We start from the raw sequence: 24,039 nt of genomic DNA on the forward strand, positions 1-24,039 counted from the left end.
ATTTTAGCGAACTAGTGCTGGCCGACCAATGTGCCGGGGCTTTATGTTACATTGCGCTCCCACTCAACCCCCCCAATTCTGGCACGCCCTATGAAACCCTGGATCGAACTCGGCACCGCGCAGATTCCCAATGCTGGCGGCGTTCTCACGCTGCGTCAGCGTGATCAGGAGTTTTCTATCTCGCTGTCCGGCCCCCGCGGGGAGCTGATGAACAGCCGTCGTTTTAACAGTGAGCGTGAACTGTCACTGTTGGGCTGCGACCATCTGAAAAAACACAGTAAGGCCCGCGTTCTGGTTGGCGGCATGGGCATGGGCTACACCCTTGCCGCTGCGCTGGAGGTGTTGCCTGCGGATGCTGAGGTGATGGTTGCGGACCTGATTGCCGAAGTGGTGGAATGGAATCGCGGGCCGCTGGGCGCCTGCGCAGGCCGACCGCTGGACGATAGCCGGGTTAGGGTACATATCGGCGACGTGTGCGGCCTGCTGGAGAAGGGGGACGGTGAATACGATGCCGTCCTGCTGGACGTGGACAACGGCCCCGAGGGGCTGACCCACAGTGACAATAACTGGCTTTATTCCCTGGAAGGAACCGGCTGTATTTACCAAAGCCTGGCCCCGGGCGGCATGTTGGCGGTGTGGTCGGCTGGGCCGGACAGTGCCTACACTCAGCGGCTTAAGAAAGCCGGTTTTACAGTACAGGTTAAAACGGTACGCGAACGCCCGGGCAAAGGGGCGCGGCATACGATCTTTTTGGCCAGAAAGCCGTCGGTGTGAGCCCGGACTTAATGTGTCGGGGTTGACCCCTATTAACCTCGTTGGATCCCAAACCCCGGCTCAGCCTTTCTTGCTTCTTCTGAGGTCCCTGACCAAATAAGATTTGCCCTGGCCTCGCTTCAATTCAAACAGGTCGATGGCCCGGAACAGGCTGCTCAGGTTCTTGAAGCCATAGTTGCGGCAGTCGAAGGACGTGCGGTTGGAAATGTTGGAGCCCACTGCGGCGAGATCGGCCCAGCCCTCATCGTCCTCGGTGGCTTCGATGGCATGCCGAAGCAGGGTGATCAGCCTGGTGTCCGACTTGATATTCCTGCGCTTTTCACCGTTCTTCTCCTTGACCTCTTCTGACTGATCGAGGAAGAGGAATTTTGAGCAGGCATTCACGAAGGGGGAGGGTGTTTTGCGCTCGCCAAAGCCCAGTACAACCTTACCTTCTGCCAGGGCCCTGGTGACCATGGGGGTGAAGTCACAGTCCGATGAGACGAAGCACATCACGTCAATGTTCTTAGTGTACATCACGTCCATAGCATCGATTACCAGGGCGATATCGGAAGCATTTTTTCCCTTGGTAAGGTCGTACTGCTGTACCGGCTGGATGGCGTGCTCGTGCAGAAGATCCTCCCACGGCTTCAGGGTCGGTGATTTCCAGTTGCCATAAGCCTTGCGGATAGTGACGACACCATATTTGGCCACCTCGCTGAGGACATCCTCAAACTTTCCCGCCGGCGCATTGTCCGCATCAATGAAGAGGGCAATTTTCTGTTTGATTTCATCCATAGGGTGCCTGTTGTTATCTCGAGAGGGGGAATTGTTGTGTATCAACCTTGATTCTGACCTTAAGCAATCGCTTCCGCCATTGTTGTATTCTGTCTTTGCGTAAATGTCTAGTTTCGCGTCAACACTTATGCCGAGCGCTCAGGTGAGAGGATGAAAAAGACCCGGCATTGAGGTTGGAGATTGGAAAGTTGAGGTCAGAGCAAAATTAAGGAACCGTGTTCATCACGCTGTATAAAAAACACTCTGCATAAAAACTTGGCCATCAAATCCGCAATAAGTTCGCAGTGACAAAGTCACGATGACTTCTTAGTCACGATAGCGTCTTGATGTAGAGCAGAGAAGCAATGTGCAAAATTTTGCGCTTCCCTAATTGTTCAATTGTTCAATTGTTTTACAGAAAATCCACACCGCCAGCAAAAACTACAAACACTGATAGTCCCCGTTGGATTCGCTGAGAAATTTAGTATTAAGATCAGCGCCCACGATACGCCCCTTGCAAACAGCAATCGCCAACTTCGACAAGGTGGGCCTGACCGCGATAGTATCTTTTTTGATCACGATCAGGTGTGAATAGTAATCACTCCAGGTGCCTTCATGCGCGCCACAGCGCTCGCCGATATAAGGCGTGTCCTTGGCACACCAGAACACAGTAATACTGTAATCACACCGGTTGATAAACTCCGTCTGCTCACGCCACTGCACGGTGGATAAACAGGATGCGGCATTTTCCCCGGCCCAGCTCTGGCTGATAAACGCCACCTGAAAGGCGACAATCAGCCCTTTGTATAACATTTTCATTATTCCACCCTTACCTTGCCTGTGGATTCGCCACTGCCTCGATCCGGGTCGCCGCAATACCAGGTTGCCGCACGGCTGCACATGCCAGAGGCATCACAGGCGCATGCAGAAATATCAATGGCCTGTGTACGCATCTTTACGGTGCGTATCACGGCCTGGGTGCCAACCATCTTTTTATCGTCGTCATACCCGAGCTGCCAGTCCCGAATCTCACGGGTTTGTGTCTCGCACAATCTGGATGCTTTGATTTTGGTGACTAAACTGGCACAGCTCAGCGCATTAGAGCCATAGCGGTAATCAAGACTTTGGCTGAGCTTTTTCATATAGCGGCTGGAGCTGCCTGGATGGGCCTTGCAGTCATGAGGCCGCTCTTTACAGCTGTTATCCACTTTCTTGACTGGCGCAGCAGGTATAGTCTCTGCTGTTAATACCAATGTTCCGTTCGCAGCTGTAGCGCCGCCGCCTAGCCCGGGCGACGATATAGATTGCGGTGTTGATACCGACGAGGCCTGTAACATCTCGGCCACCGTCTGGTAGTTGTAATTTATTGTCGGTGTATCATCATCCATCGCGTCCAGTTGACGTCTGATTTTCGCTTCATATTGCCGGTTGGCTTCTCTGATGGCCCGGCTTTTGGCCACGGCTTGACGAAGCAGCTCATAATCGCGTTTTTCATTGGCAAAAGCCGCCACTCTTTGCGCCTCAGTAACCTTGTCGGAGTGGCGATAATAATCGGCCAAAAAGGCATAAACTGCCGGCTTGTTTTTGCAATTGGCGTAAGACAGCAGGTTACCGTTTTTCGAGCAGCGGTTTTCATACACTGATGTGCGGGTGGGATCTTTGGCGTGACTGAGCAGCAAGGTCAGAATCTGCAAAGATACCGGGTCATCTCCCTCGGCCTCAACAATGGCTCGCGCCAGTGGCGTCTGCCAATTTCTGATCACGCGGGCGTCACTGTTGTCGCCAGTATACAAATGATCGGTGTTTTTGCATCTGACCTGGCCAATACTGGCATGATAACTCAGCAAGGTTTTCACCGATTCCACATAGCCCTTGCTAACCGCAATTTTAAGCGGTGTTTCCACATAGCCAGAGCACTTGTCGGGGTCGTAACCGGCATCCAGCAACAGCGCCAGAAAACGGCTGGCCTCTGTATCACTCAAATCAAACAGCAAGGGCGAGGCGACAACATAATGCCAGCCATAAGCACGCGAACTGACCCCCCGTGTTGGAATGTCATAGCCGAGCAGCCATTTGGCCAGTTTGTAATCGCGCTGTTGAATCGCACAGCTCAAGGCCGTTGCGCAGCCCAGAAAAATGCCCTCGCGTTTATCACTTTGCATACGTTCCGCTACTGGCTTGCTGGGATCCAGAAACGCCGGTAGTGGTTGCAGAGATAGATAACGCGCAATCTTCTCATCGGAGGTCAGGCTCGGATCTGAGTGAATTTTAGGCGTGCTGCTGCAACCGGCGAAAATAACGCTGAAAAGCACTGCTGACAGCACCAGGCCAGAGCCCGGAAAAGGGTTGATTATCTTCATCTATAGCCTCCAACACGAAGAAGCAGATTATTCTACTCGCACCGCTGGCCAGCCATAATGATGTCAATCAAGTCCATGTCGGAAAATTAAGGGCAGGGTACGGCTAAGTCTCCCGTGTCCACCCTGTTGCAGGGCAAATTTTGATCATCAGCTCCACATAAAGCTCGGGCTGAGGAGCTTAAGGCAGTCCCTTAATGCTGAAAAAGTGCGCCGGCAGCCCAGTCTTTTCTGGCTCTTTGAGCTGAAGTCCTGCTCCGCATTGTCTGTCCGCTGCTTAACCATCCCCTGCATTGAAGCCCTGCATTTTTATCCACTTATTGATACTGGCTTTTCAGTATCCTTTCGAACAGCCGGTCACCGAGATATTTCCTGGCGAACATCAGCGGTCTGGCATAAGCGCCGGCGACATATCGAGTCTTTGGTTTTGCGCTGTGCACCGCTTTTAAAACGAGGTTGGTGATAATATTGGGCGGAGAAAGTCGGCCTTTTTTATCCATGTCTTTGGTGAGCTGGATGGTTTTCTGCAACATGTCCGCATAGGGCCCATTGGTGATGTCCCCTTGCAGGTTTTCCATAAAGACCTTGCCAAAATCCGTGGCAATACCGCCGGGCTCGATAATCACCACATGAATACCAAAGGGTTCCAGTTCGAACCTCAGGCAATCACTCCACCCTTCCAGTGCGTGTTTGGTCGCGTGATACCAGGCGCCCATGGGCGTATACATTTTCCCGCCCATGGAGGAGATATTGATAATGCTTCCCGAATGTTGCTGGCGCATCACGGGGATTATTTTCTGTGTCAGACTGGCCAGGCCAAAGAGGTTAACTTCAAACTGTTTTCTCGCCAACGGAATCGGTACTTCTTCCACCGCTCCATATACGGCAAATCCCGCACAATTTATCAGCACATCCACGCGACCCTGATCGCGGATCACCTGATCGGCTGCATGCTGAATCTGGCTTTCATCCATAATGTCCATGGCGATAGCCTTGCCACCCGCTTTAACGATGTTCTCCATCTTTTCAACATGTCTGGCCAGCCCATACACAAGATGCCCTTCTTTCAGCAGCGCCAGTGCAAAGTCCTTGCCCATCCCCGAGGAGGCACCAGTAACCACAATGACTTTTCTCTCCATCACATTCACCTTGAGTAAGAAGTACTGGACTGCAAAAGCCTATTGAAAGCATAGGTGCTCACTGAATTGTTGACAAAATAGTCAGCGGCGACTAATGCCTGCCTACGAGTGATGGCGGGCACTGGTGAGCCGGGGGGAGGTAGGAGTGGAATGGGTTTTTGTGTGAGGGAGTCGAAGCGCGCAGAGTTCATCATTCTGTGCAGTAGTATCTTTCGGAATCTATCGGGTTTCTAAAATCCGGTTTTTTCCACGGGGAAATTGCATAGCGTTCACGCGCACTTGAGAAAAAATTGAGCTTGCTTCTATCTCAGAAATCTAATCCACCGCCACAACCGGAGTACATCCAACAGTGCGCCTGCCACATAGGTGAGGGCGCAGGCTTTTAATACGCTGCGGGCTGAATTGAGCAAGTGTTCCGGCAGGTAGCCCTCGCTCAGTATCGGCAGGGCCTTGTTAAAGCTCGCATCGTACTCTTCCGGCAGTATCGCCACATACATCAGTGCGGATACGAGCATGGTGATGACCGCAACAATGCCGATCGAGATGAACAGCACCGGTGACTTGATGAGAATGGTCAGAATGGGCGCCGTGATCAAAATGGCAGTGCCAACCCTCTGGATTTGATTGGCCTTGCTCATATACCTTTCCCGTAACCTGGAAACCGGCTCCTCGCGGCAAAACTGGATGGCATGGCCAACCTCATGGGCGGCCACCGCCACGGCTGTGATCGACTAGCCGTGGTAGATATCCGGGCTGAGTGCCACGAATTCTCTGACGGAGAATAGTAGTTCTGGTCCTTGCCAGCCTTCACCACCTTCACCCCGTCGAGTTTGTAACGCTCGATCAGGTGTTCGGCCAGCTCCGCACCGGAGCCGGGCATATCACTGATCTCGTTGGAGTGCCGCCAGAGCACAAAGCGCACCCACAATTGAGGGCCGGCGATTAGGGCAATAATGCCTAGGGTGATCAGTACATAAGGCATATTGTATTGTCATACGCATAGCAACGTGGGGTGAGCGTAGGGAACCGTCAGTATTACTGTTTTTTTACTAAGGGCTCCCATTATTGAATGCATAAAAAAAGCGGGCATAACGCCCGCTTTCAAGACCTCTTCCCTGTGAGCGACTACTTGGTTGTAGTTTCCTTGCTTTATAGCTTCTTGGTTGTTCCTGTTACCACTGCAACGCGCCGCCGGTCTGGTATTCGATGACCCGCGTTTCGAAGAAGTTTTTCTCCTTGCGCAGGTCCATGATCTCGGACATCCACGGGAAGGGGTTCTGGGCGCCGGGGAACTGCTCCTTGAGGCCCAGCTGCGAGAGCCGGCGGTTGGCGATGAAGTGGAGGTACTCTTCCATCATGTTGGCGTTCATGCCCAGTACGCCGCGGGGCATGGTGTCGCGGGCGTAGGCCACTTCCAGTTCCATCCCTTCGAGGACCATCTGGGTCACTTCCTGCTGGAATTCTTCGGTCCACAGGTGCGGGTTTTCCAGTTTGATCTGGTTGATTACGTCGATGCCGAAGTTCAGGTGCATGGACTCGTCGCGCAGGATGTACTGGAACTGCTCGGCAACACCGGTCATCTTGTTGCGGCGGCCCATGGAGAGGATCTGGGTAAAGCCGCAGTAGAAGAAGATGCCCTCGGTGACGGCGTAGAAGGCGATCAGGTTACGCAGCAGTTCCTGATCGGTTTCCAGGGTGCCGGTCTTGAAGTTGGGGTCGCTGATGGAGCCGGTATGCGCGAGGCTCCAGGCAGCCTTTTTGGCTACGCTCGGGACTTCGCGGTACATGTTGAACACTTCACCTTCGTCCATGCCCAGTGACTCCACGCAGTACTGGTAGGCGTGGGTGTGGATGGCTTCCTCAAAAGACTGGCGCAGGATGTACTGGCGGCACTCGGGGTTGGTGATATGGCGGTAGATGGCCAGCACCAGGTTGTTCGCCACCAGGGAGTCTGCGGTGGAGAAGTAGCCCAGGGAGTATTCCACGATGCGACGCTCGTCCGCGGTGAGACCCTCGGGGTCTTTCCACATGGACACATCTTTGTTCATGTTGACTTCCTGCGGCATCCAGTGGTTGGCGCAGCCGTCGAGATATTTCTGCCAGGCCCAGTCGTACTTGAATGGCACCAGCTGGTTCAGGTCGGCGCGGCAGTTGATGATGCGTTTTTCGTCTACCTGGATACGGGCAGCACCCATTTCCAGCTCTTCCAGACCCGGGGCAGGGTCCAGGTCGGCTACGGCGGCCCGTGCCGCTGCCACTGCGCTGGTGGCCGGTGCGCTGGCACTGGCTTTGCCGCTGTTGGCATCGGATTGGGCCGCGGGCGACGCCGGGGCACTGTGGCTCTCATAAGAGGGAGCCGGTTCGGATACTTCTTGTTGCAGCACTTCCGGCGCCGGTCGCGGTTCGGCGTTTTTGTTCGGTTGTTGTGACGGTTGTTCGATGTCGTCCCAGCTAAGCATATTGTTGCCTTCCGTTTTGGAAACGTAAGAACGTTTGTGTGTGTTCAAATAATTGCCGCGGCCCGGTGGGCGCGATCCCAGAAAGTTTTTGGCTCTTGATTCTGTGCGCTGGTGTGTGGCGCCAGCGCTGCGAACCCTGTGAGCGCATTCTTTCGTATTTGGGCGCCTTAACTTCTGCGCCAGATCAATTGTGGGTTTTTCTTTTTCTTGTCTTTTCTTTTTGTTTCGGTCTGTTTGTTTTTGTGTGTTTTTTTGTTTGCCGGTTCGCTGCCCGGCTTTTCTGCGGCAGCTTGCCGGCCTCTTAAAGCGCACCCGCACCCCGGTCAACTGTTCCCGCCCGCTCTTTGTCGAGCGGTGCGGGAGACCGGGGCCGGTGCGTGGTCCTGGCCGTTTACACGGTCGTGACGCTCTCCCCCGAGAGATTTACTGGCAGGCTTCGCAGTCCGGGTCGTCCAGGGAGCAGGCCTGGGGAACCGGGGCCGCGCTTGGCTGCTGCGGTGCTGCGGCCGCGGCGCCGTTGCTGCCGTGGGCGCTGACTGCGTTCAGTGTGCCGCTGTTGACGGTGGATTTCTCCGTGCTGGTGGCGGCCAGGGCGCGCAGGTAGTAGGTGGTCTTGAGACCGCGATACCAGGCCATGCGGTAGGTCAGGTCGAGCTTGCGACCATCGGCACCGGCGATGTACAGGTTCAGCGACTGCGCCTGGTCGATCCACTTCTGGCGACGGCTGGCGGCGTCCACGATCCAGCGCGGTTCCACTTCGAAGGCGGTGGCGTATTTGGCTTTGAGGTCTGCCGGTACGCGGTCGATCTTCTGTACGGAACCTTCGTAGTACTTCAGGTCGTTGACCATGACCTTGTCCCACAGGCCGCGCGCTTTCAGGTCGTGGACCAGGTAGGGGTTGACCACGGTGAATTCGCCGGACAGGTTCGATTTCACGTACAGGTTCTGGTACGTGGGCTCGATGGACTGGGAAACCCCGGTGATATTGGCGATGGTCGCGGTGGGTGCGATCGCCATTACGTTGGAGTTGCGCATGCCCTGGGCTTTTACCTTGCTGCGCAGGCTGTCCCAGTCCAGCGTGCTGCTGGTGTCCTGTTCGATAAACTGCTCACCGCGCTGCTCCTGGAGGATCTGGATGGAATCCAGCGGCAGTATGCCCTTGCTCCACAGGGAGCCTTCGTAGGTCTGGTATTTGCCGCGCTCGAGCGCCAAGTCGCTGGAAGCGGAGATGGCTTCATAGCTGATGGCCTCCATGGAGGTATCGGCAAACTGCACCGCCTCGTCGCTGGCGTAGGAGATACCGGCCTTGTACAGCGCGTCCTGGAAGCCCATGAGGCCGAGGCCCACCGGGCGGTGACGCATGTTGGACTGGCGCGCGGTTTCCACGGAGTAGTAGTTGATGTCGATGACGTTATCGAGCATGCGTACCGCGGTCTTCACGGTCTGGGCCAGCTTGGCCTGGTCCAGCTTGCCGTCTTCACCAATGTGCTGCGCCAGGTTGACGGAGCCCAGGTTGCACACCGCGATTTCTTCGTTGGCCTTGGTGTTCAGGGTGATCTCGGTGCACAGGTTGGAGCTGTGTACCACGCCGGCGTGCTGCTGCGGGCTGCGCAGGTTGCAGCTGTCCTTGAAGGTGATCCAGGGGTGGCCGGTTTCGAACAGCATCCCCAGCATCTTGCGCCACAGGTCCAGTGCGCGGACTTTCTTGTGCAGCTTCAGCTTGCCTTCGGCGGCCAGCTTTTCGTAGTGCTCGTAGCGCTCTTCAAAGGCGCTGCCGAACAGGTCGTGCAGATCCGGGCAGTTGGCCGGGGAGAACAGGGTCCACTCCTTGTCCTCGAAGACGCGCTTCATAAACAGGTCCGGCACCCAGTTGGCGGTGTTCATATCGTGGGTGCGGCGGCGGTCGTCACCGGTGTTCTTGCGCAGCTCGAGAAATTCCTCGATGTCCAGGTGCCAGGTTTCCAGGTAGGCGCAGACCGCGCCCTTGCGCTTGCCGCCCTGGTTGACCGCCACGGCGGTATCGTTGGCCACTTTGAGGAACGGTACAACGCCCTGGGATTTGCCGTTGGTGCCCTTGATGTAGGAGCCCAGCGAGCGCACCGGGGTCCAGTCGTTACCCAGGCCGCCGGCCCACTTGGACAGCATGGCGTTGTCCTGGATGGCGCCATAGATGCCGTGCAGGTCGTCCGGCACCGTGGTCAGGTAGCAGGAGGACAGCTGCGGGCGCAGGGTGCCGGCGTTGAACAGGGTCGGCGTGGAGCTCATGTAGTCGAAGGAGCTCAGCAGGTTGTAGAACTCGATCGCGCGCTCGTTTTTGTTGGCTTCGTTGTTGGCGAGACCCATGGCGACACGCATGAAGAAGATCTGCGGCAGTTCGAAACGGATGTCGTTGCTGTGCAGGAAGTAGCGGTCGTACAGGGTCTGCAGGCCCAGATAGGTGAACTGGTGATCGCGCTCGCCCTTGATGGCCGCGCCCAGTTTTTCCAGATCGAAGGTGGCCAGCGCCGGGTCCAGCAGCTCCAGCTCGATACCCTTTTGCACATAGGCGGGCAGGGCGGTGGCGTACAGTTCGGCCATCTCGTGGGCGGTGGCGCGCTCGGCGACGCCGAGAAAGCGCAGCGCTTCGGAGCGCAGCTTGTCCAGCAGCAGGCTGGCGGTGGCATAGGTGTAGTTGGGTTCCTGCTCGACCATGGTGCGCGCGGTGATCACCAGCGCGGTGTTGATGTCGTTTTCGGAAACGCCGTCGTAGAGGTTCTTCAGGGCTTCGCTGAGGATGGCTTCGCCGTTGACATCCTTCAGGCCCTCGCAGGCTTCGGTGATGATGGTGCGCAGGCGCTCCATGTCCAGCGGGATCATGGTGCCGTCTTCCTGCTTCACGCGGATGCTCGGATGGGCCTCGGCGGGGTCGGCAGAAGCGGCTTTGCTCTGCTCCTTCTGGGCGCGCAGGCGCGCGTGCTCTTCGCGGTAGAGTACGTAGTCGCGGGCGACCTTGTGCTCACCGGAACGCATCAGCGCCAGTTCCACCTGGTCTTGAATTTCCTCGATGTGGATGGTGCCGCCGGAGGGCATGCGGCGGTGGAAGGTGGCGGAGATCTGCTCCACCAGATCCTGAACCAGGTCGTGAATGCGGCTGGAGGCCGCGGCGGTGCCGCCCTCTACAGCCAGAAACGCCTTGGTGACAGCGACGGAGATCTTGCTGTCGGTGTAGGGCACCACGGTGCCATTGCGCTTGATAACGCGAATCTGACCCGGCGCGGTGGCGGTCAGTGTGGTGTTATCGGCCTGTTCCCTGGTGGTGCCCTGTTTTTCGGTAGGCACGGACTGAGAGCGCCCTGTCTCTGTGTGCATGAAGATCTCCGCAAGAAAAGATGTATACAGTTTGTTGTTCCGCTGCTGCCCTGTGGACAGCACCCCCGCGAACGGCGGCCCTGTGGGTTGCGGCACGGATCCTTCGTGGTGCCGGTGGCGCCACGGCGGTGCCGGGAGCCACTGGTTGACAGGCCGCCTGATGGACGGATTTTCCCGAAGGTGTACCGGCCCAATGCCTGCAGCGGAGCATCCTCTCCGCCGGGTTACCTCTGAAATCGAAATCGCTTGGAATACGCTGCGTCAGATTGTTGACGCCGACAGCCGGGTGAAATACCCGCGGCTTTGCCGTGTCTGCAGTGTGCCGAGTGCATTGTGCTGAGGCGGATTGGGTGCCACCTGACCTGGGGTGGTTTCCGGCCCGAAACCCAATATGTTGGGGTGTCTGCTCGACTGGGCAACAAGATAATGCGGTGAGGGGGCTAATTCAAGGCGAATAAGCATTTGGTTTTTTGTGGATAACTTGTGGGGATTTGGTGTGCGTCAGTAGTCACTCGGGCGCGAGCGCCCGTCACTACTGGGGGTGGTTGAATTGTGTACAGCTCGGAGTGGGCGGCGTGAAAGTTAAGAATATTTTTTAATAGCTGGGGCTTTTTAAATTAACCAGAGCAATAACCATTTTGTACTGTGCGGTCATTGTGGGAATTCGCGCCAGAGTGCGCCAAGAATGCAAAGCGGGGACAAAACGAAGAGCGGCACACAGCCAGAGGCATAACAAAGTGAAAGGCAAAATACGCGCTGCCGGTTTTTGAGCAGCGCGCACTTTAACGGGCGGGCGCTAATCTCAGTGGCTGTTTTCGTGCAGGAATTCCATCAGTGCCTTCTGCGCGTGCAGACGGTTTTCCGCCTCATCCCAGACCACGGAAATGCGCTCGTCTTCCAGCAGGTCACCGCTGACTTCCTCGCCGCGGTGGGCCGGCAGGCAGTGCATGAATACGGCGCGGTCGTTGGCGTGGCTCATCAGCTCGTGATCCACCAGGAAGCCCTCGAATGCCTTCAGGCGCATGGCCTGCTCGGTCTCCTGGCCCATGGAGGCCCAGACATCCGTTGCCACCCAGTCGGCGCCGCGCACGGCCTCCACCGGGTTGCGCACGACGGTGACGCGGTCGCCGGCGGCGGCCAGTACGGCTTCGTCCGGCTCGTAACCTTCCGGGCAGGCGATGCGCAGCTCGAAGTCGCACAGGCGCGCGGCGTTGATATAGGAGTTGCACATGTTGTTGCCGTCACCCACCCAGGCGACGACTTTGCCGGCGGGGCTGCCGCGGTGCTCGACGTAGGTCTGGATATCTGCCAGCAGCTGGCAGGGGTGGAAACTGTCGGACAGGGCGTTGATCACCGGTACCCGCGAGTGGGCGGCGAAGCGCTCCAGCACGTTGTGGCCAAAGGTGCGGATCATCACCAGATCCACCATGCGCGAGATGACGCGGGCGCTGTCCTCAATGGGCTCGCCGCGGCCCAGCTGGGTGTCCCGGGGCGACAGGAACAGGGCGCTGCCGCCCATCTGCGCCATGCCCGCCTCGAAGGAGACCCGGGTGCGGGTGGAGGATTTCTCGAAGATCATCCCCAGCACCTTGTCGCGGAACGGCTCGGTGGCGATGCCCTGGTTGCGCAGGGCTTTGAGTTCAATGGCACGTTCGATGATGCTGTGCAGCTCTTCCCTGGACAGGTCCATCAGGCTGAGAAAGTGTCTTATGGCCATGGTGTTTCCCCTTGATTCAGGCCGTTTCCCGGGCAAATTGTTTGATCAGTGTGGAGACGGTACCGACGATCTCGTCGCATTCCTGGTCGGAGAGAGTCAGCGGCGGCAGCAGGCGCACCACATTGCCGGCAGTGACGTTGATCAGCAGGCCCTGCGCGCGGGCCATCTCCACCAATGCAGCGCAGGGGCGATCGAGTTCGATGCCGAGCAGCAGGCCGAGGCCGCGAATCTCGGTCACCGCGGCGCAGTCGCCCAGTGCCTCGCGTAACTGTATCAGCAGTTGCCGGCCCAGTATGCCCGCGCGCTCGATCAATTGCTCGCCAGCCAGGGTTTCCAGCACCGCAAGGCCGGCGCGGCAGGCCAGGGGATTGCCGCCGAAGGTGGAGCCGTGGGCGCCGGGGCCAAACAGTTGCGCGGCCTTGCCGCGGGCCAGACAGGCGCCGATGGGGACGCCGTTGCCGAGTCCTTTGGCGGTAGTGACCACATCCGGCAGCAGGCCGTCGCTATGCTGATAGGCGAACAGTTTGCCGCTGCGGCCGTTGGCGGTCTGGATTTCATCCAGCATCAGCAGCCAGTCGCGGCTGTCGCAGATTGCCCGCAGGCGCGGGAGATAGTCGGCGTCGGGGACCCGGATACCGCCCTCGCCCTGCACCGGCTCCACCAGGATGGCGACGATGTCATCGTGGGCGTCGGCCATTTTCTCCACCGCGGCCACATCGTTGAAGGGCACCCGCAGGAAGCCCTCGGTCAGCGGCGCGAAGCCCTCCTGGGCTTTTTTATTGCCGGTGGCCGTCAGGGTGGCCAGGGTGCGGCCGTGGAAGGCGCCTTCCATGACCAGAATCTTGGGGACCGCGAGGCCGCGCTCGTTGCCGAGCTTGCGCGCCAGTTTGATGGCGGCCTCGTTGGCCTCGGCGCCGGAGTTGGAAAAGAACACATTGTCCATGCCCGACAACGAGACCAGCTGCTGCGCCAGTTGCTCCTGGGCCGGGATGTTGTAGAGATTGGAGACGTGCAGCAGGGTGCCCGCCTGTTCGCACAGTGCGGCGGTCACCGCCGGGTGGCAGTGGCCGAGCCCGCATACGGCGATGCCGGAGAGCGCGTCCAGATATCGGCGGCCGCCATCGTCCCACACATAGCTGCCTTCACCGCGGACAAGGGTAAGGGTCCGCTCTCCATAGTTTTGCATCAGGGCGGGCGTTGCCACTGTACGTCTCCTTCTTATGATCTGAACAGGTCTTTAATTAACCGAAAGGACATGAATAGTATTGCCGCAGAAAATGCGGAATTTGTGTTTCCGGCCAGCATTTTCCCCGGGGGCGGGCAATACTAGCACAAGGCGGATTTCAGGCCAGCGGTTACTGTGGATTGCCGCTGCGTTTTCGTACCCGGCGATACAGTAGGGTACAATGCCGCCCGCGCGCCGCTGCCCAGCGCTGGTGCCGCACCCAACAGCATCAACGGTCTCATTTACCCCGAGGTTAGTCTTCCCTATGGATACACTGGAAAACATCAAGCAGCAGATCGCCGACAACGCCATCCTGCTCTATATGAAGGGCAGCCCCAACGCGCCGCAGTGCGGATTTTCCATGCGCGCTTCCCAGGCACTGATGGCCTGCGGCAAGCGTTTCGCTTACGTGGATATCCTGGCCAACCCGGAAATCCGCGCGGAGCTTCCCAAGTACGCCAACTGGCCGACCTTCCCGCAGCTATGGGTAAAAGGCGAGCTGATCGGTGGTTGTGACATCATTATGGAAATGTATGAGAACGGCGAGCTGAAGCCGCTGGTGGAAGAAGCCGCCGCCGAGAGCGAGGGCGAAGGAGAGTAAGAGGGAGAATACAGGCCGTCTGCCGCTCTCCTAAATATTAAAGTCTCCTAAATAAAAGTCTCCTGAATAAAAAAACCGCGGCATTACCGCGGTTTTTTTTGGGCCGCTCCCGCCGCTGGCGGCTCCGGCTAGCAGCAAAAGACTCACTCTTCGGAGGCTTTTGCCATCTGCGTCTGCAGGTAGTTCTGCAGACCGACCTTGTCGATCAGGCTCAGCTGGGTTTCCAGCCAGTCCACGTGTTCCTCTTCGGATTCGAGGATTTTCTCCAGCAATTCGCGACTGCCGTAATCGCGCACAGATTCACAGTAGGCGATGCCGTCGCGCAAATCGGGGATGGCCTTTAGTTCCAGTTTCAGGTCGCACTCGAGCATTTCCTGGGTGTTCTCACCGATATAGAGTTTGCCCAGGTGCTGCAGGTTGGGGATGCCCTCGAGGAACAGGATACGCTCGACAAGCCAGTCGGCGTGCTTCATTTCATCGATGGACTCCTCGTATTCCTTATCCGCCAGTTCCTTCAGGCCCCAGTCCTTGAACATGCGTGAGTGCAGGAAATACTGGTTGATGGCCACCAGCTCGTTGCCCAGTGCTTTGTTCAGATGTTCGATGACTTTGGGATCGCCTTTCATAGCCGTTGCTCCTTTGGCCCCGGGAGAAGATGCGGGTTCGCAGTCATTTCTCCGGAATTTTTTCTTTGTTGCTGTTTTGAGGGGTGTTCTCAGGGATTGCGCTCAACTGGTCCGCAAATAATAGGGCCGGCTTCGCTATATCGGTCGAGTTTGCGGTGACGCCCGGGGCGTGTCAAGCGCGGCTAAAAATAATACTGGCGCGTTGAACACACAGTTTTTTCAGGGATTTCTCCGGTAAAAGCAACGAGAACGATTGCTGTTTAGATTGGTTCAATGTGCGGGTGAGCTATAAGCATAACTGGCTCAGCGAAGGCTGATGGTGGGCGAGGATCTGGCGGGTGCCGGCAATCATTTCTTCTGCCGCGGTGCGATCGAAGCGGTCCTCCATGCAGGTGGCGATGTCCTCCGCCAGCCGGTCGAGATAGGCATTAAACGCGAGAACATCATTTTTGCGGGTGCAGATCTGGGCCAGCTCGGCCAGGCACTTCAGCAGGTGGCGCATGACCACGCCACTTTCGCGGCCATACTCGCGGATTTCGTCAAAGGCGGCACTGAGCAGGTCGCCGAAGCCAAGCACGGAGGTAACGAGGCGCAATTCACCTTTTTCATCGTGAAAGCAGTTTGTCAGTTGCGGCCGCTGCAACACTTTGCCGATACCATCCACCAGGCGATCGATGCAGGTGTAGGCGGTAAACGGATCGTTGATGCCCGGCGAGAGTGCGCGAACTGCGATCTGTGCCAGCTGGTGGACAGAAAACACCACATCCTGCTCTGCGGTGGGCTGCGGTCCCAGGCTGATAGCGTTATTGATGGCCTTGCTGATTTCCTCGCTGTCCAGTTGTCTTGGTGGCTGGTAAATACGCGCGAGCCGCGACCAGTGATTGATGAAGCAGCCCGGATGCCTGTCCATCCGGATACAACAGTTGTGTTTCTCGGCCCAGCTCAACAGCGCCGCCTTGTCTATTGCCAGCAGATATCCGCTTTTGCGGGTAAAAACGCTGAGGAAGTTCTCGCCCAGCTGTAATTTTTCCGGCGGATAACTTTGCACACGTTGGTCGCACTTGCGTTCACTGGGGTAAAGCTTATCAATTGCAGTGCTGAACTCCCTGTTGATATGGAAGGTGACACTGTCCACTTGGATGGACAGGGCCACGTTGTGGATGAAATAGACCAGGACCCCGATGCTGAGCACCGAGAGTACAACTGCGGTATGAGCGGCGAGGTCGTGGCTGCTGCCCTCGTCCTCGACGGCGTTGATGCCGCGCAGAACCATCAGTGCATAGATAAAGGTGGCGACGAAAACCCCGAGTGCGGCCTGGGTGCCGCGGTCGCGCATGAAGTTGCGCACCAGGCGCGGGCCGAACTGGTTGGATGCCAGGGTCAGCGCTACCACGGTAATGGAGAATACGATGCCGGCCACGGAGATGGTGGAGGCGGCGATCGTGGTCAGCAGGGAGCGGGCGCTATCGGGGTCACGCAGGCCCATCCAGCCAAGGCCGGGTAGATCGCTGAGAGTCGTGGTTTCGTCGAGCATAAGCATCAGTTGTGCCAATCCCATGGCAGCAGCCATCATCACTGCGGGAATCACCCAAAAGCTGCTGCGCATGCGCTCGCCAATCAGAATCAGCCGCTGGTGCATGAAAGCCCTCGTGATTTGCTGCGGCGTGAAGGGGCTTCACGTCGTGTCGGCCCATGGTTCAGGGCATAAAGATAGGTTAGTGGGGCACGGTTTGCGTGAGGGGGCTTTGTGGGTGTATCGCCGGGAGGAAATACTGGTGTGACGCTGGCAGGGGGGGGGCATGCGCCGTGGGAAGCGGCGCAGGGAGCCGGGGCAGCGGGGTGGATGCCCTTAGCCTGTATCAGGAGGCGGAATAGAACAGACCGCTGTTGGCGGTGGCCATCACGCCGGCGCCCATGGTCTCGTCGATAATCTCCTGTGTCAGCTCGGCACAGCGGCCACACTGGGAGGAGACGCCCAGCTGGCGGCGCAGGGCGCGCACGGAAGTGTTGCCATCATAGACGGCCTCTTTGATCTGACGGTCGGTAATGCCTTTGCAGATACAGACGTACATCTTCTCGCTCAACCTTGGCGCGCAGTGGCCCAAATAAGTAACTTGGGGAGATCGTATTGAAATTGAGAATGATTGTCAACAAGATTCCCGGTGATCAATAAATAGTCTAGCTTGCAGGTTGGTGGCTTGCAGGTCAGCTCTGCCGTTCGGGGCTCTGCTGTTCGCCATGACTGGATGCTGGGCCAAGCCGGAAGCTGGCGGGCATGGGGCATGGGGCATGGGGCATGGGGTATGGGGCCTAGTGGCGCAGTGAGCGGAGTGCGGGGAAGAGGCGTAGCGGGCCCCATTCGCAGCGGCGGACCTTGCGGACTATCTGCGAGGGGCGTGTCTGCAGTGCGTCTGGTTCAGGGCGAGGAGCTCTTGGGGTTCGGCCGAGGGTCCCTGCGAGCCATGGGGCACTGCTATCGAGCTGATATAAAAATTTAATGGGACTGGCCAAAGTGCCTGTGTATCATAGCGGCCCATTATTGCACCTGTTTTGGCCGTAGCGGCCGGTCCAAGTCGCTGTCGCTATGGTTTCTGTTTGACCAACCCATCATTTGGAACGAGGAGGTTCTCATGGCAGTTCTGGTAGGCAAGCCTGCACCGGATTTCACCGCTGCTGCGGTACTGGGCAACGGCGAGATCGTTGACAACTACAACCTGAAAGAAGCCACCGAGGGCAAGAAAGCGGTTGTTTTCTTCTACCCGCTGGACTTCACCTTTGTGTGCCCGTCCGAGCTGATCGCCTTTGACCACCGCTTTGAAGAGTTCAAGAAGCGCGGTGTTGAGGTGATCGGTGTTTCCATCGACTCCCAGTTCTCCCACAACGCCTGGCGTAACACCCCGGTGAACGAGGGTGGCATTGGCCCGGTTAAGTACACCCTGGTTGCCGACGTGAAGCATGAAATCTGCCAGGCCTACGACGTTGAGTCCGAGGGTGGTGTCGCTTTCCGTGGTTCTTTCCTGATCGACGAGGAAGGCACTGTTCGCCACCAGGTCGTCAACGACCTGCCGCTGGGCCGCAACGTAGACGAAATGCTGCGCATGGTTGATGCCCTGGCGTTCCACCAGGAGCACGGTGAAGTTTGCCCGGCCGGCTGGCAGGAAGGCGACAAGGGTATGAACGCATCTCCGGAAGGCGTTGCTGCGTACCTGAGCGAGAATTCCGACAAGCTGTAAGCTGAATGCGGTCCCGGGATTGCCGGGGCTGCAGCAGGTGGCGGGGGTTTCGGCCTCCGCTTCAGCAGAAACCGCCGCGAGGCGGTTTTTTTGTGCCCGCTGCCGGGTGTTCGGTGACTGGTCGTGCGGTCAGGCATGCGCCGTGCGCTGGCATGATTTTGCACTTACAATGATTCTCGGTGACGCTGCGGGCTGCGGGAGAATTTTTCGGCGGCCTGCTAGTCTTAGTACAACACAATGTGTTGCCGCGGCGGCGCGAAGTACGGCATGAAGAAACTACCTTTCCTCACCATGATCGCGACCGGACGCCTGACAGGCGCCCGCTACTGGACCCTTTTGCTGGCATTTTTCTGTGTCTGCGCGCCCGTGCGCGCCGCGGATGTGCAGTCGAAAGCCAAGCAGTTCGATCGCTATTTCCGCCAGCTGCTGAAGGAAAAGGAAATTCCCGGCGGCGCCTATGTGATCGTGGACGGCGATAAAGTGGTGGCGATGGACACCTATGGGGTCCGGGTGCGCGGCAAAAGAGGCAGGGTGGACACCCATACGGTTTTCCGGCTGGCCTCGGTGTCGAAGACTTTCGCCGGCAGTATGGCGGCGGTGCTTGCCCATGAGGAAAAGTTCGACTGGCGGGATCGGGTGGTCAATTTCGTCCCCGAGCTGCGCTTCAAGACCCGCTCCCTGTCCAGGGAGCTCAAGATCGAGCACCTGCTCAGTCACTCCTCCGGCCTGACGCCGAATGCCTACGACAATTATCTCGAGGATGACAAACCCCTCAGCAAGATCCTGCCCAAGTTCGCCAATATCGACCCCCGCTGCAAGCCCGGCAAATGCTACGGCTACCAGAATGTGCTGTTCAGCCTGATCGAGGATGTGATCCTGCAGACCACCGGCGTGAGCTATGAGCGCCAGCTGGAGAGGCGCTTCTTCACTCCGCTCAAAATGAAGGATGCTTCGGTGGGCTGGGAGCGATTTATGGCGTCTGACAACCGGGCGGCCCCGCATGTGCAGACCGGCCGCGGCTGGCGGGCGGTGAAGGTGGAGCGCGAGTACTATTTCGCGGCTCCCGCTGCCGGCGTCAACGCCAGTATTTCCGATATGGCCCAGTGGCTGAAGGCGCAGATGGGCTACTACCCCAAGGTGCTCTCGCCGGAGGTGATCCAGGACATCACCACCGAGCGGGTGGAGACCCGGCGCCATATGCGTCACCGGATCTGGCGCGATCATCTGTCCCACGCCGGTTACGGCCTGGGCTGGCGCCTGTACACCATGGGTGATGACCGCATCATCTATCACGGAGGCTGGGTGGCGGGCTTCCGCGCCGCGGTGGCCTATTCCGAGAAGCAGAAAATCGGGATCGCCATCCTCATGAACGCCGAGTCCCGCGCCATCGCCGACCTCACCGCCAACTTCGTGATCGATATCACCGGTAACGGTGAACTGGTCAGGGCCATGGTCAATCACTAGGCCGCCACCTGCGATAGGCGGCGGGTAGGGATAACCGAGAGCGCCAGAGCCGCATACCGGCTACCGCCTGCTTCCGATCTGAGCAGCCTTGCGTGCGGCTCCGCTATTCAATCGGCTCAGCGGGCATCGGCGAGGCAGCTTTGTCGGGTCCCGGTTGCCGCCGCTTCTGCCTCTTCGCTCCCTAACCCTTTTATCCGCTTCTGTCACCCAGTCCCTTCACGCTCACCCAGTTTCTTCGCACCCACCCAGCCCCTTCGCACTCACCTGGCCCCTTCACAGTGCCCGCCACTGGCCAGGCTGCCCTTGAAACCCAGCCGGAGGCCCCTATATCTGCACCCTGTTCCGAATAGAAGTGTACGGGGAGACCAATTTATGACTGTTGAGGCCCATAAAGAGCGCCACGGTTTCCAGACGGAAGCCAAGCAACTGCTGCACCTGATGATCCACTCGCTCTACTCCAACAAGGAGATCTTCCTGCGCGAGCTGGTATCCAATGCCTCCGATGCCGCCGACAAGCTGCGTTTCGAGGCCCTCTCCAAGCCCGAGCTGCTGGAAGAGGCCCCCGATCTGCGCATCCGCATCGAGTTCGACAAGGACGCCGGCACCATCACCATCACCGATAACGGTATCGGTATGAGCCGCGATGAGGTGATCGAGAACCTGGGCACTATCGCCCGTTCTGGCACCGCCGCTTTTATGCAGAATCTGACCGGTGACCAGAAGAAAGACGCGCACCTGATCGGTCAGTTCGGGGTGGGTTTCTATTCGGCCTTTATCGTCGCCGACCGGGTCGAGGTGTTTACCCGCCGCGCCGGCGCCGAGGCGGACCAGGGAGTGCACTGGGAGTGCAGCGGCGAGGCCGAGTACACCGTGGAAAATGTCGAAGTGCCGCAGCGCGGTACCCGTGTTGTGTTGCACCTCAAAGAAGATGGCAAGGAATTTGCCGATGGCTGGCGCCTGCGCTCCATCATCAAGAAGTATTCGGACCATATCGCCATTCCGGTGGAGATGCTGAAAGAGAAAGCACCCGCCGCGGAAGGGGAAGAGGGGCAGGAGGAGGCGCCGGAGTTCGAGGCGGTCAACGCTGCCCAGGCCCTGTGGACCCGCTCCCGCAGTGACATCAAGCCCGAGGAGTACAGGGAGTTCTACAAGCATATTGCCCACGACTTCGAAGATCCCCTCACCTGGAGCCACAACCGCGTGGAGGGCAAGCTGGATTACACCAGCCTGCTGTATATCCCCGCGCGCCCCCCATTTGACCTGTACCAGCGCGATGCGGCCCGCGGCCTGAAGCTGTATGTGCAGCGCACTTTCATCATGGACGACGCCGAGCAGTTCCTGCCGCTGTATCTGCGTTTTGTTAAGGGCGTGCTCGACTCCAACGATCTGCCCCTGAATGTCTCTCGCGAGATTCTACAGAAGGACCGCAATACCGACGCCATCAAGAGCGCGCTGACCAAGCGTATTCTGGATATGCTGGAGAAGCTGGCGAAAAAGGATGGCGAGAAGTACCAGAAGTTCTGGGACATGTTCGGCAGCGTGATGAAAGAGGGCCCGGCGGAGGACTTCGCCAATAAAGAGAAGATCGCCAAGCTGCTGCGCTTCTCCTCCACCCATACCGATGAGCCGAAGCAGGACCAGTCCCTCGAGGACTATGTGGGGCGGATGCAGGACGGGCAGAAGTACATTTACTACGTCTGCGCCGACAACTTCGCCACTGCCAAGTCGAGCCCGTATCTGGAGGTGTTCCGCAAGAAGGGTATCGAGGTGTTGCTGCTCACCGATCAGATCGATGAGTGGTTTGTGGGCCATATGCACGACTTCGACGGCAAGCCGTTCCAGGACGTGGCCAAGGGCGCGCTGGATCTGGGCGAGGCCGAGAGCGAGGAAGACAAGGCCGAGCGCGAGAAGGCTGAAGAGCAGGCCGGCGCGCTGGTAGAGCGGGTCAAGGAAGTGCTGAAGAGTCGCGTCGAAGATGTGCGCGCTACCACTCGCCTGGTGGACTCCCCCGCCTGTCTGGTGGTCAGCGAGCAGGATATGGGCCCGCAGATGCGCCGCATCCTCGAGCAGGCCGGGCAGGCGCTGCCGGAAGCCAAGCCCATCTTCGAGCTGAACCCGTCACACCCGCTGGTGCAGCGACTGGATCAGGAGCAGGATGAGGACCGCTTTGCGGACCTCACCAATATCCTGATGGATCAGGCCAATCTGGCCGCGGGCAACCAGTTGGCAGACCCGGCGGATTATGTCCGGCGTCTCAATACGCTGCTGCTGGAGCTGAACAGCTGAGTGCGGTGAAAGCACAGAGGGCGGCCCAGGCCGCCCTTTTTATTGCCATTGCTTTTATGCTAACGGTAGGTCAAAAAACGCTTGCCTGGCCTGTAGCTGTTTGTCGCCAAGCGGGTTAAAAGCCTGGCGGGTGCCCGCTGAGTGCTTACTAAGTGCTCACTATAGTCCCCGGTGCTCACTATAGTCCCCGCCGTTGCTCGCAAAACAACCGAAGTCCGCACTTTTTTCGCTCGTTCATTGGGCTGCGGGATCGCGGCCTCTATAATCGGCCAAGCAACGACTGAATAACATCCACTGACCCCGAGCTTTTATGACACAGACGGAAGCCTCATCGCCTCTCTCGATTGCCGTATTGGGCGGCGGTAGTTTTGGTACCGCGATTGCCAACATTATCGCCGGCAATGGACACGATACCCGCCAGTGGATGCGTGACCCGGAAAAGGCCGCCAGTTGCCGCAAGCTCCGGGAGAATACGTTTTATCTGCCCGGGGTGGTTCTGCACCCGCTGCTGAATATCACCTACGACCTGGAAGAGGCGGTCACGGGCTGCGACATAGTGTTTGTGTCCATCCCCAGTAAATCCTTCCGCCAGGTGGTGCGGGCGGTTGCCCCGCTGCTGTCCCCCGGCACCATGCTGATCTCCACCACCAAGGGCATAGAGCACGACAGTTTCCACCTGATGAGCGATATCCTCCGCGAGGAGACTCAGGGGATGCGCGTGGGGGTGCTGAGTGGCCCGAATTTTGCGAAAGAAATTGTCGAAGGCCATTACACCGCAACCGTGATCGCCAGTGAGGACGAAGCACTGTGCAAAACCATCCAGAGCGTATTGCACTCCGAGACATTCCGCGTGTATTCGAGCAGCGATGTCTTCGGTGTGGAGCTGGCCGGCGCGTTGAAGAATATCTATGCCATTGTCACCGGCATGGCGAAGGCGCTGGGGCGTGGTGGTAACACCACCAGCCTGCTGATCACCCGCGCGCTGGCGGAGATGATGCGTTTCGCCGAGGCGATGGGGGCTGACCCCATGACGTTTATCGGCCTTGCCGGCGTGGGGGATTTGATCCTGACCTGTTCGTCCGACCTGAGCCGCAACTATCGGGTTGGCTACCTGGTGGGCAAGGGCATGCCGCTGGAGCAGGCGGTCGCGGAAATCGGCCAGGTTGCCGAGGGGGTGAATACGGTCCGGCTGATCAAGGCCAAGGCGGATGAGCTGGGGGTTTATATGCCCTTGGTTTCGGCAATTCACGCCATATTATTTGAAGAGCGCCCCATTCCCGAGGTGATCAGGGATCTGATGTCGGGTGCGCAAACGTTCGACGTGGCCTATTCGGCCAAGCCTTAATGGGGAATACACATGGATAACGAAGAACTCAAGAAAAACATCGCCTCTGGCAGCCAGTGGATGCGACTGCTGTACATGGTGCTGTTTTTCTTTTTGCTGGAAATCGCCGGCCTGGTGTTGCTGGCGGTGGTGCTGCTGCAGTTCCTGTTCGCCCTTTTCACCGGCAGTGCAAATGATAACCTGCGCCGGCTCGGCGACCAGCTCGCCTCCTATGTTTACCAGGCCCTGCAGTTTTTGATCTACAACTCCGAAGAGAAACCCTTCCCTTTTTCCGAGTGGCCGGAGTCTGAGGTTGAGGATCTTCACGGCTACGAAAGCGCCGAGGAAGTGCAGGGTGAGGTTATCGTGGCGGCGGACGACAAGGCCGTCGAAGGGCTGGATAGTGGCAGTGCCCAAGGCGATAGCACCCAAAGCGATAGCTCCCAAGGCGACAAAGCCGACGCCGGCACCGAGGTCGCGGTAAAAGATGCGGTAAAAGACGCGGCAAAGGATGCGGATAAAGGCACGGTAAAAGACGAAAAGGATAGCGGCGATAGCGAGGCCGATAACGAGACCAAGCCCGAGGCCAAGTCTGATGCCGAGGCGAAGCCCGAATCCAAGCCCGCAGCCGAGACCAAGCCGGCGGCCAAAAAAGTCACCAGAAAGGTGACCAAGAAAGCCCCCAAAAAGGATGACACTGACAGCGACAGCAATAACAGCTGACAGTTAA

General features: G+C 58.1%; 20 protein-coding genes. 7 read left to right on the top strand and 13 right to left on the bottom strand.

All coding sequences use genetic code 11. The annotated features are described in order from the left end of the window. Positions 1 to 90 precede the first annotated feature (90 nt). Positions 91 to 774: a spermine/spermidine synthase domain-containing protein gene (locus tag ABEA58_RS01295; RefSeq protein WP_345548098.1), complete on the top strand. Its 684-nt coding sequence runs from the start codon at positions 91 to 93 to the stop codon at positions 772 to 774. A gap of 60 nt (positions 775 to 834) precedes the next feature. Here the strand turns inward: ABEA58_RS01295 and ABEA58_RS01300 are convergent, their stop codons facing one another. From ABEA58_RS01300 to ABEA58_RS01345, 10 genes are all read right to left on the bottom strand, one after another. After that, positions 835 to 1,551 (bottom strand): NYN domain-containing protein, encoded by a 717-nt coding sequence (locus tag ABEA58_RS01300; RefSeq protein ID WP_345548100.1) that lies wholly within the window; start codon positions 1,549 to 1,551, stop codon positions 835 to 837. A gap of 420 nt (positions 1,552 to 1,971) precedes the next feature. Then, the gene (locus tag ABEA58_RS01305) at positions 1,972 to 2,349 is read right to left on the bottom strand and encodes a hypothetical protein (RefSeq protein ID WP_345548102.1); all 378 of its coding nucleotides are present in this window, start codon (positions 2,347 to 2,349) and stop codon (positions 1,972 to 1,974) included. Further along, a complete protein-coding gene (locus tag ABEA58_RS01310; protein WP_345548104.1) occupies positions 2,349 to 3,890 on the bottom strand; it encodes an ankyrin repeat domain-containing protein in 1,542 nt (513 codons plus the stop codon). Before ABEA58_RS01310 ends, ABEA58_RS01305 begins: the two co-directional genes overlap by 1 nt. A gap of 314 nt (positions 3,891 to 4,204) precedes the next feature. Continuing rightward, complete coding sequence (locus ABEA58_RS01315) at positions 4,205 to 5,026, bottom strand: oxidoreductase (protein ID WP_345548106.1); 822 nt, start codon at positions 5,024 to 5,026, stop codon at positions 4,205 to 4,207. A 302-nt stretch (positions 5,027 to 5,328) separates the two neighbouring features. Next, positions 5,329 to 5,745 carry a zinc metallopeptidase gene (locus ABEA58_RS01320; protein WP_345548108.1) on the bottom strand — a complete coding sequence of 139 codons (417 nt, stop codon included), beginning with the start codon at positions 5,743 to 5,745 and terminating at the stop codon, positions 5,329 to 5,331. Next, positions 5,661 to 6,008, bottom strand: a complete 348-nt coding sequence (locus ABEA58_RS01325) for a zinc metallopeptidase (protein WP_345548110.1) — start codon at positions 6,006 to 6,008, stop codon at positions 5,661 to 5,663. The genes ABEA58_RS01320 and ABEA58_RS01325 overlap by 85 nt, the downstream gene beginning before the upstream one ends. 190 nt (positions 6,009 to 6,198) lie before the next feature. Then, complete coding sequence (locus ABEA58_RS01330; protein ID WP_345548112.1) at positions 6,199 to 7,485, bottom strand: ribonucleotide-diphosphate reductase subunit beta; 1,287 nt, start codon at positions 7,483 to 7,485, stop codon at positions 6,199 to 6,201. A 423-nt stretch (positions 7,486 to 7,908) separates the two neighbouring features. After that, a complete protein-coding gene (locus ABEA58_RS01335) occupies positions 7,909 to 10,833 on the bottom strand; it encodes a ribonucleoside-diphosphate reductase subunit alpha (RefSeq protein WP_345548114.1) in 2,925 nt (974 codons plus the stop codon). A gap of 802 nt (positions 10,834 to 11,635) precedes the next feature. Continuing rightward, positions 11,636 to 12,550 (bottom strand): ornithine carbamoyltransferase, encoded by a 915-nt coding sequence (argF, locus tag ABEA58_RS01340; RefSeq protein WP_345548116.1) that lies wholly within the window; start codon positions 12,548 to 12,550, stop codon positions 11,636 to 11,638. 16 nt (positions 12,551 to 12,566) lie between these two features. Beyond that, a complete protein-coding gene (locus tag ABEA58_RS01345; protein WP_345548118.1) occupies positions 12,567 to 13,754 on the bottom strand; it encodes an aspartate aminotransferase family protein in 1,188 nt (395 codons plus the stop codon). A gap of 286 nt (positions 13,755 to 14,040) precedes the next feature. Here ABEA58_RS01345 and grxD point away from each other — a divergent pair, with 286 nt between their 5' ends. Next, entirely contained in the window at positions 14,041 to 14,376 is a 336-nt protein-coding gene (grxD, locus tag ABEA58_RS01350; RefSeq protein WP_345548119.1) for a Grx4 family monothiol glutaredoxin, read from the top strand. Between the two features lie 143 nt (positions 14,377 to 14,519). On the opposite strand, the gene bfr is transcribed toward grxD, so the two are convergent. The 3 genes from bfr to ABEA58_RS01365 form a co-directional block, all read right to left on the bottom strand. Then, on the bottom strand, positions 14,520 to 15,002 hold the full coding sequence (bfr, locus tag ABEA58_RS01355) for a bacterioferritin (RefSeq protein WP_345548121.1): 483 nt from the start codon (positions 15,000 to 15,002) through the stop codon (positions 14,520 to 14,522). A 286-nt stretch (positions 15,003 to 15,288) separates the two neighbouring features. Further along, on the bottom strand, positions 15,289 to 16,641 hold the full coding sequence (locus ABEA58_RS01360) for a DUF2254 domain-containing protein (protein WP_345548124.1): 1,353 nt from the start codon (positions 16,639 to 16,641) through the stop codon (positions 15,289 to 15,291). A gap of 220 nt (positions 16,642 to 16,861) precedes the next feature. Beyond that, on the bottom strand, positions 16,862 to 17,086 hold the full coding sequence (locus ABEA58_RS01365) for a bacterioferritin-associated ferredoxin (RefSeq protein ID WP_425563503.1): 225 nt from the start codon (positions 17,084 to 17,086) through the stop codon (positions 16,862 to 16,864). Between the two features lie 546 nt (positions 17,087 to 17,632). On the opposite strand from ABEA58_RS01365, the gene ABEA58_RS01370 reads away from it, so the two are divergent. The 5 genes from ABEA58_RS01370 to ABEA58_RS01390 all read left to right on the top strand — a co-directional run bounded on the left by ABEA58_RS01370 (position 17,633) and on the right by ABEA58_RS01390 (position 24,032). Next, positions 17,633 to 18,235, top strand: coding sequence for a peroxiredoxin (locus ABEA58_RS01370; RefSeq protein WP_345548126.1), 603 nt, complete (start codon positions 17,633 to 17,635; stop codon positions 18,233 to 18,235). 267 nt (positions 18,236 to 18,502) lie between these two features. Beyond that, positions 18,503 to 19,699 (top strand): serine hydrolase domain-containing protein, encoded by a 1,197-nt coding sequence (locus ABEA58_RS01375; RefSeq protein WP_345548128.1) that lies wholly within the window; start codon positions 18,503 to 18,505, stop codon positions 19,697 to 19,699. A 372-nt stretch (positions 19,700 to 20,071) separates the two neighbouring features. Next, on the top strand, positions 20,072 to 21,985 hold the full coding sequence (gene htpG, locus ABEA58_RS01380; protein WP_345548130.1) for a molecular chaperone HtpG: 1,914 nt from the start codon (positions 20,072 to 20,074) through the stop codon (positions 21,983 to 21,985). A 310-nt stretch (positions 21,986 to 22,295) separates the two neighbouring features. Beyond that, positions 22,296 to 23,330 (top strand): NAD(P)H-dependent glycerol-3-phosphate dehydrogenase, encoded by a 1,035-nt coding sequence (locus tag ABEA58_RS01385; RefSeq protein ID WP_345548132.1) that lies wholly within the window; start codon positions 22,296 to 22,298, stop codon positions 23,328 to 23,330. A gap of 12 nt (positions 23,331 to 23,342) precedes the next feature. Next, positions 23,343 to 24,032, top strand: coding sequence for a DUF4389 domain-containing protein (locus ABEA58_RS01390; RefSeq protein ID WP_345548134.1), 690 nt, complete (start codon positions 23,343 to 23,345; stop codon positions 24,030 to 24,032). Positions 24,033 to 24,039 lie beyond the last annotated feature (7 nt).

Source organism: Microbulbifer aestuariivivens (assembly GCF_039545115.1).
GTDB classification, from domain to species: Bacteria; Pseudomonadota; Gammaproteobacteria; order Pseudomonadales; family Cellvibrionaceae; genus Microbulbifer; species Microbulbifer aestuariivivens.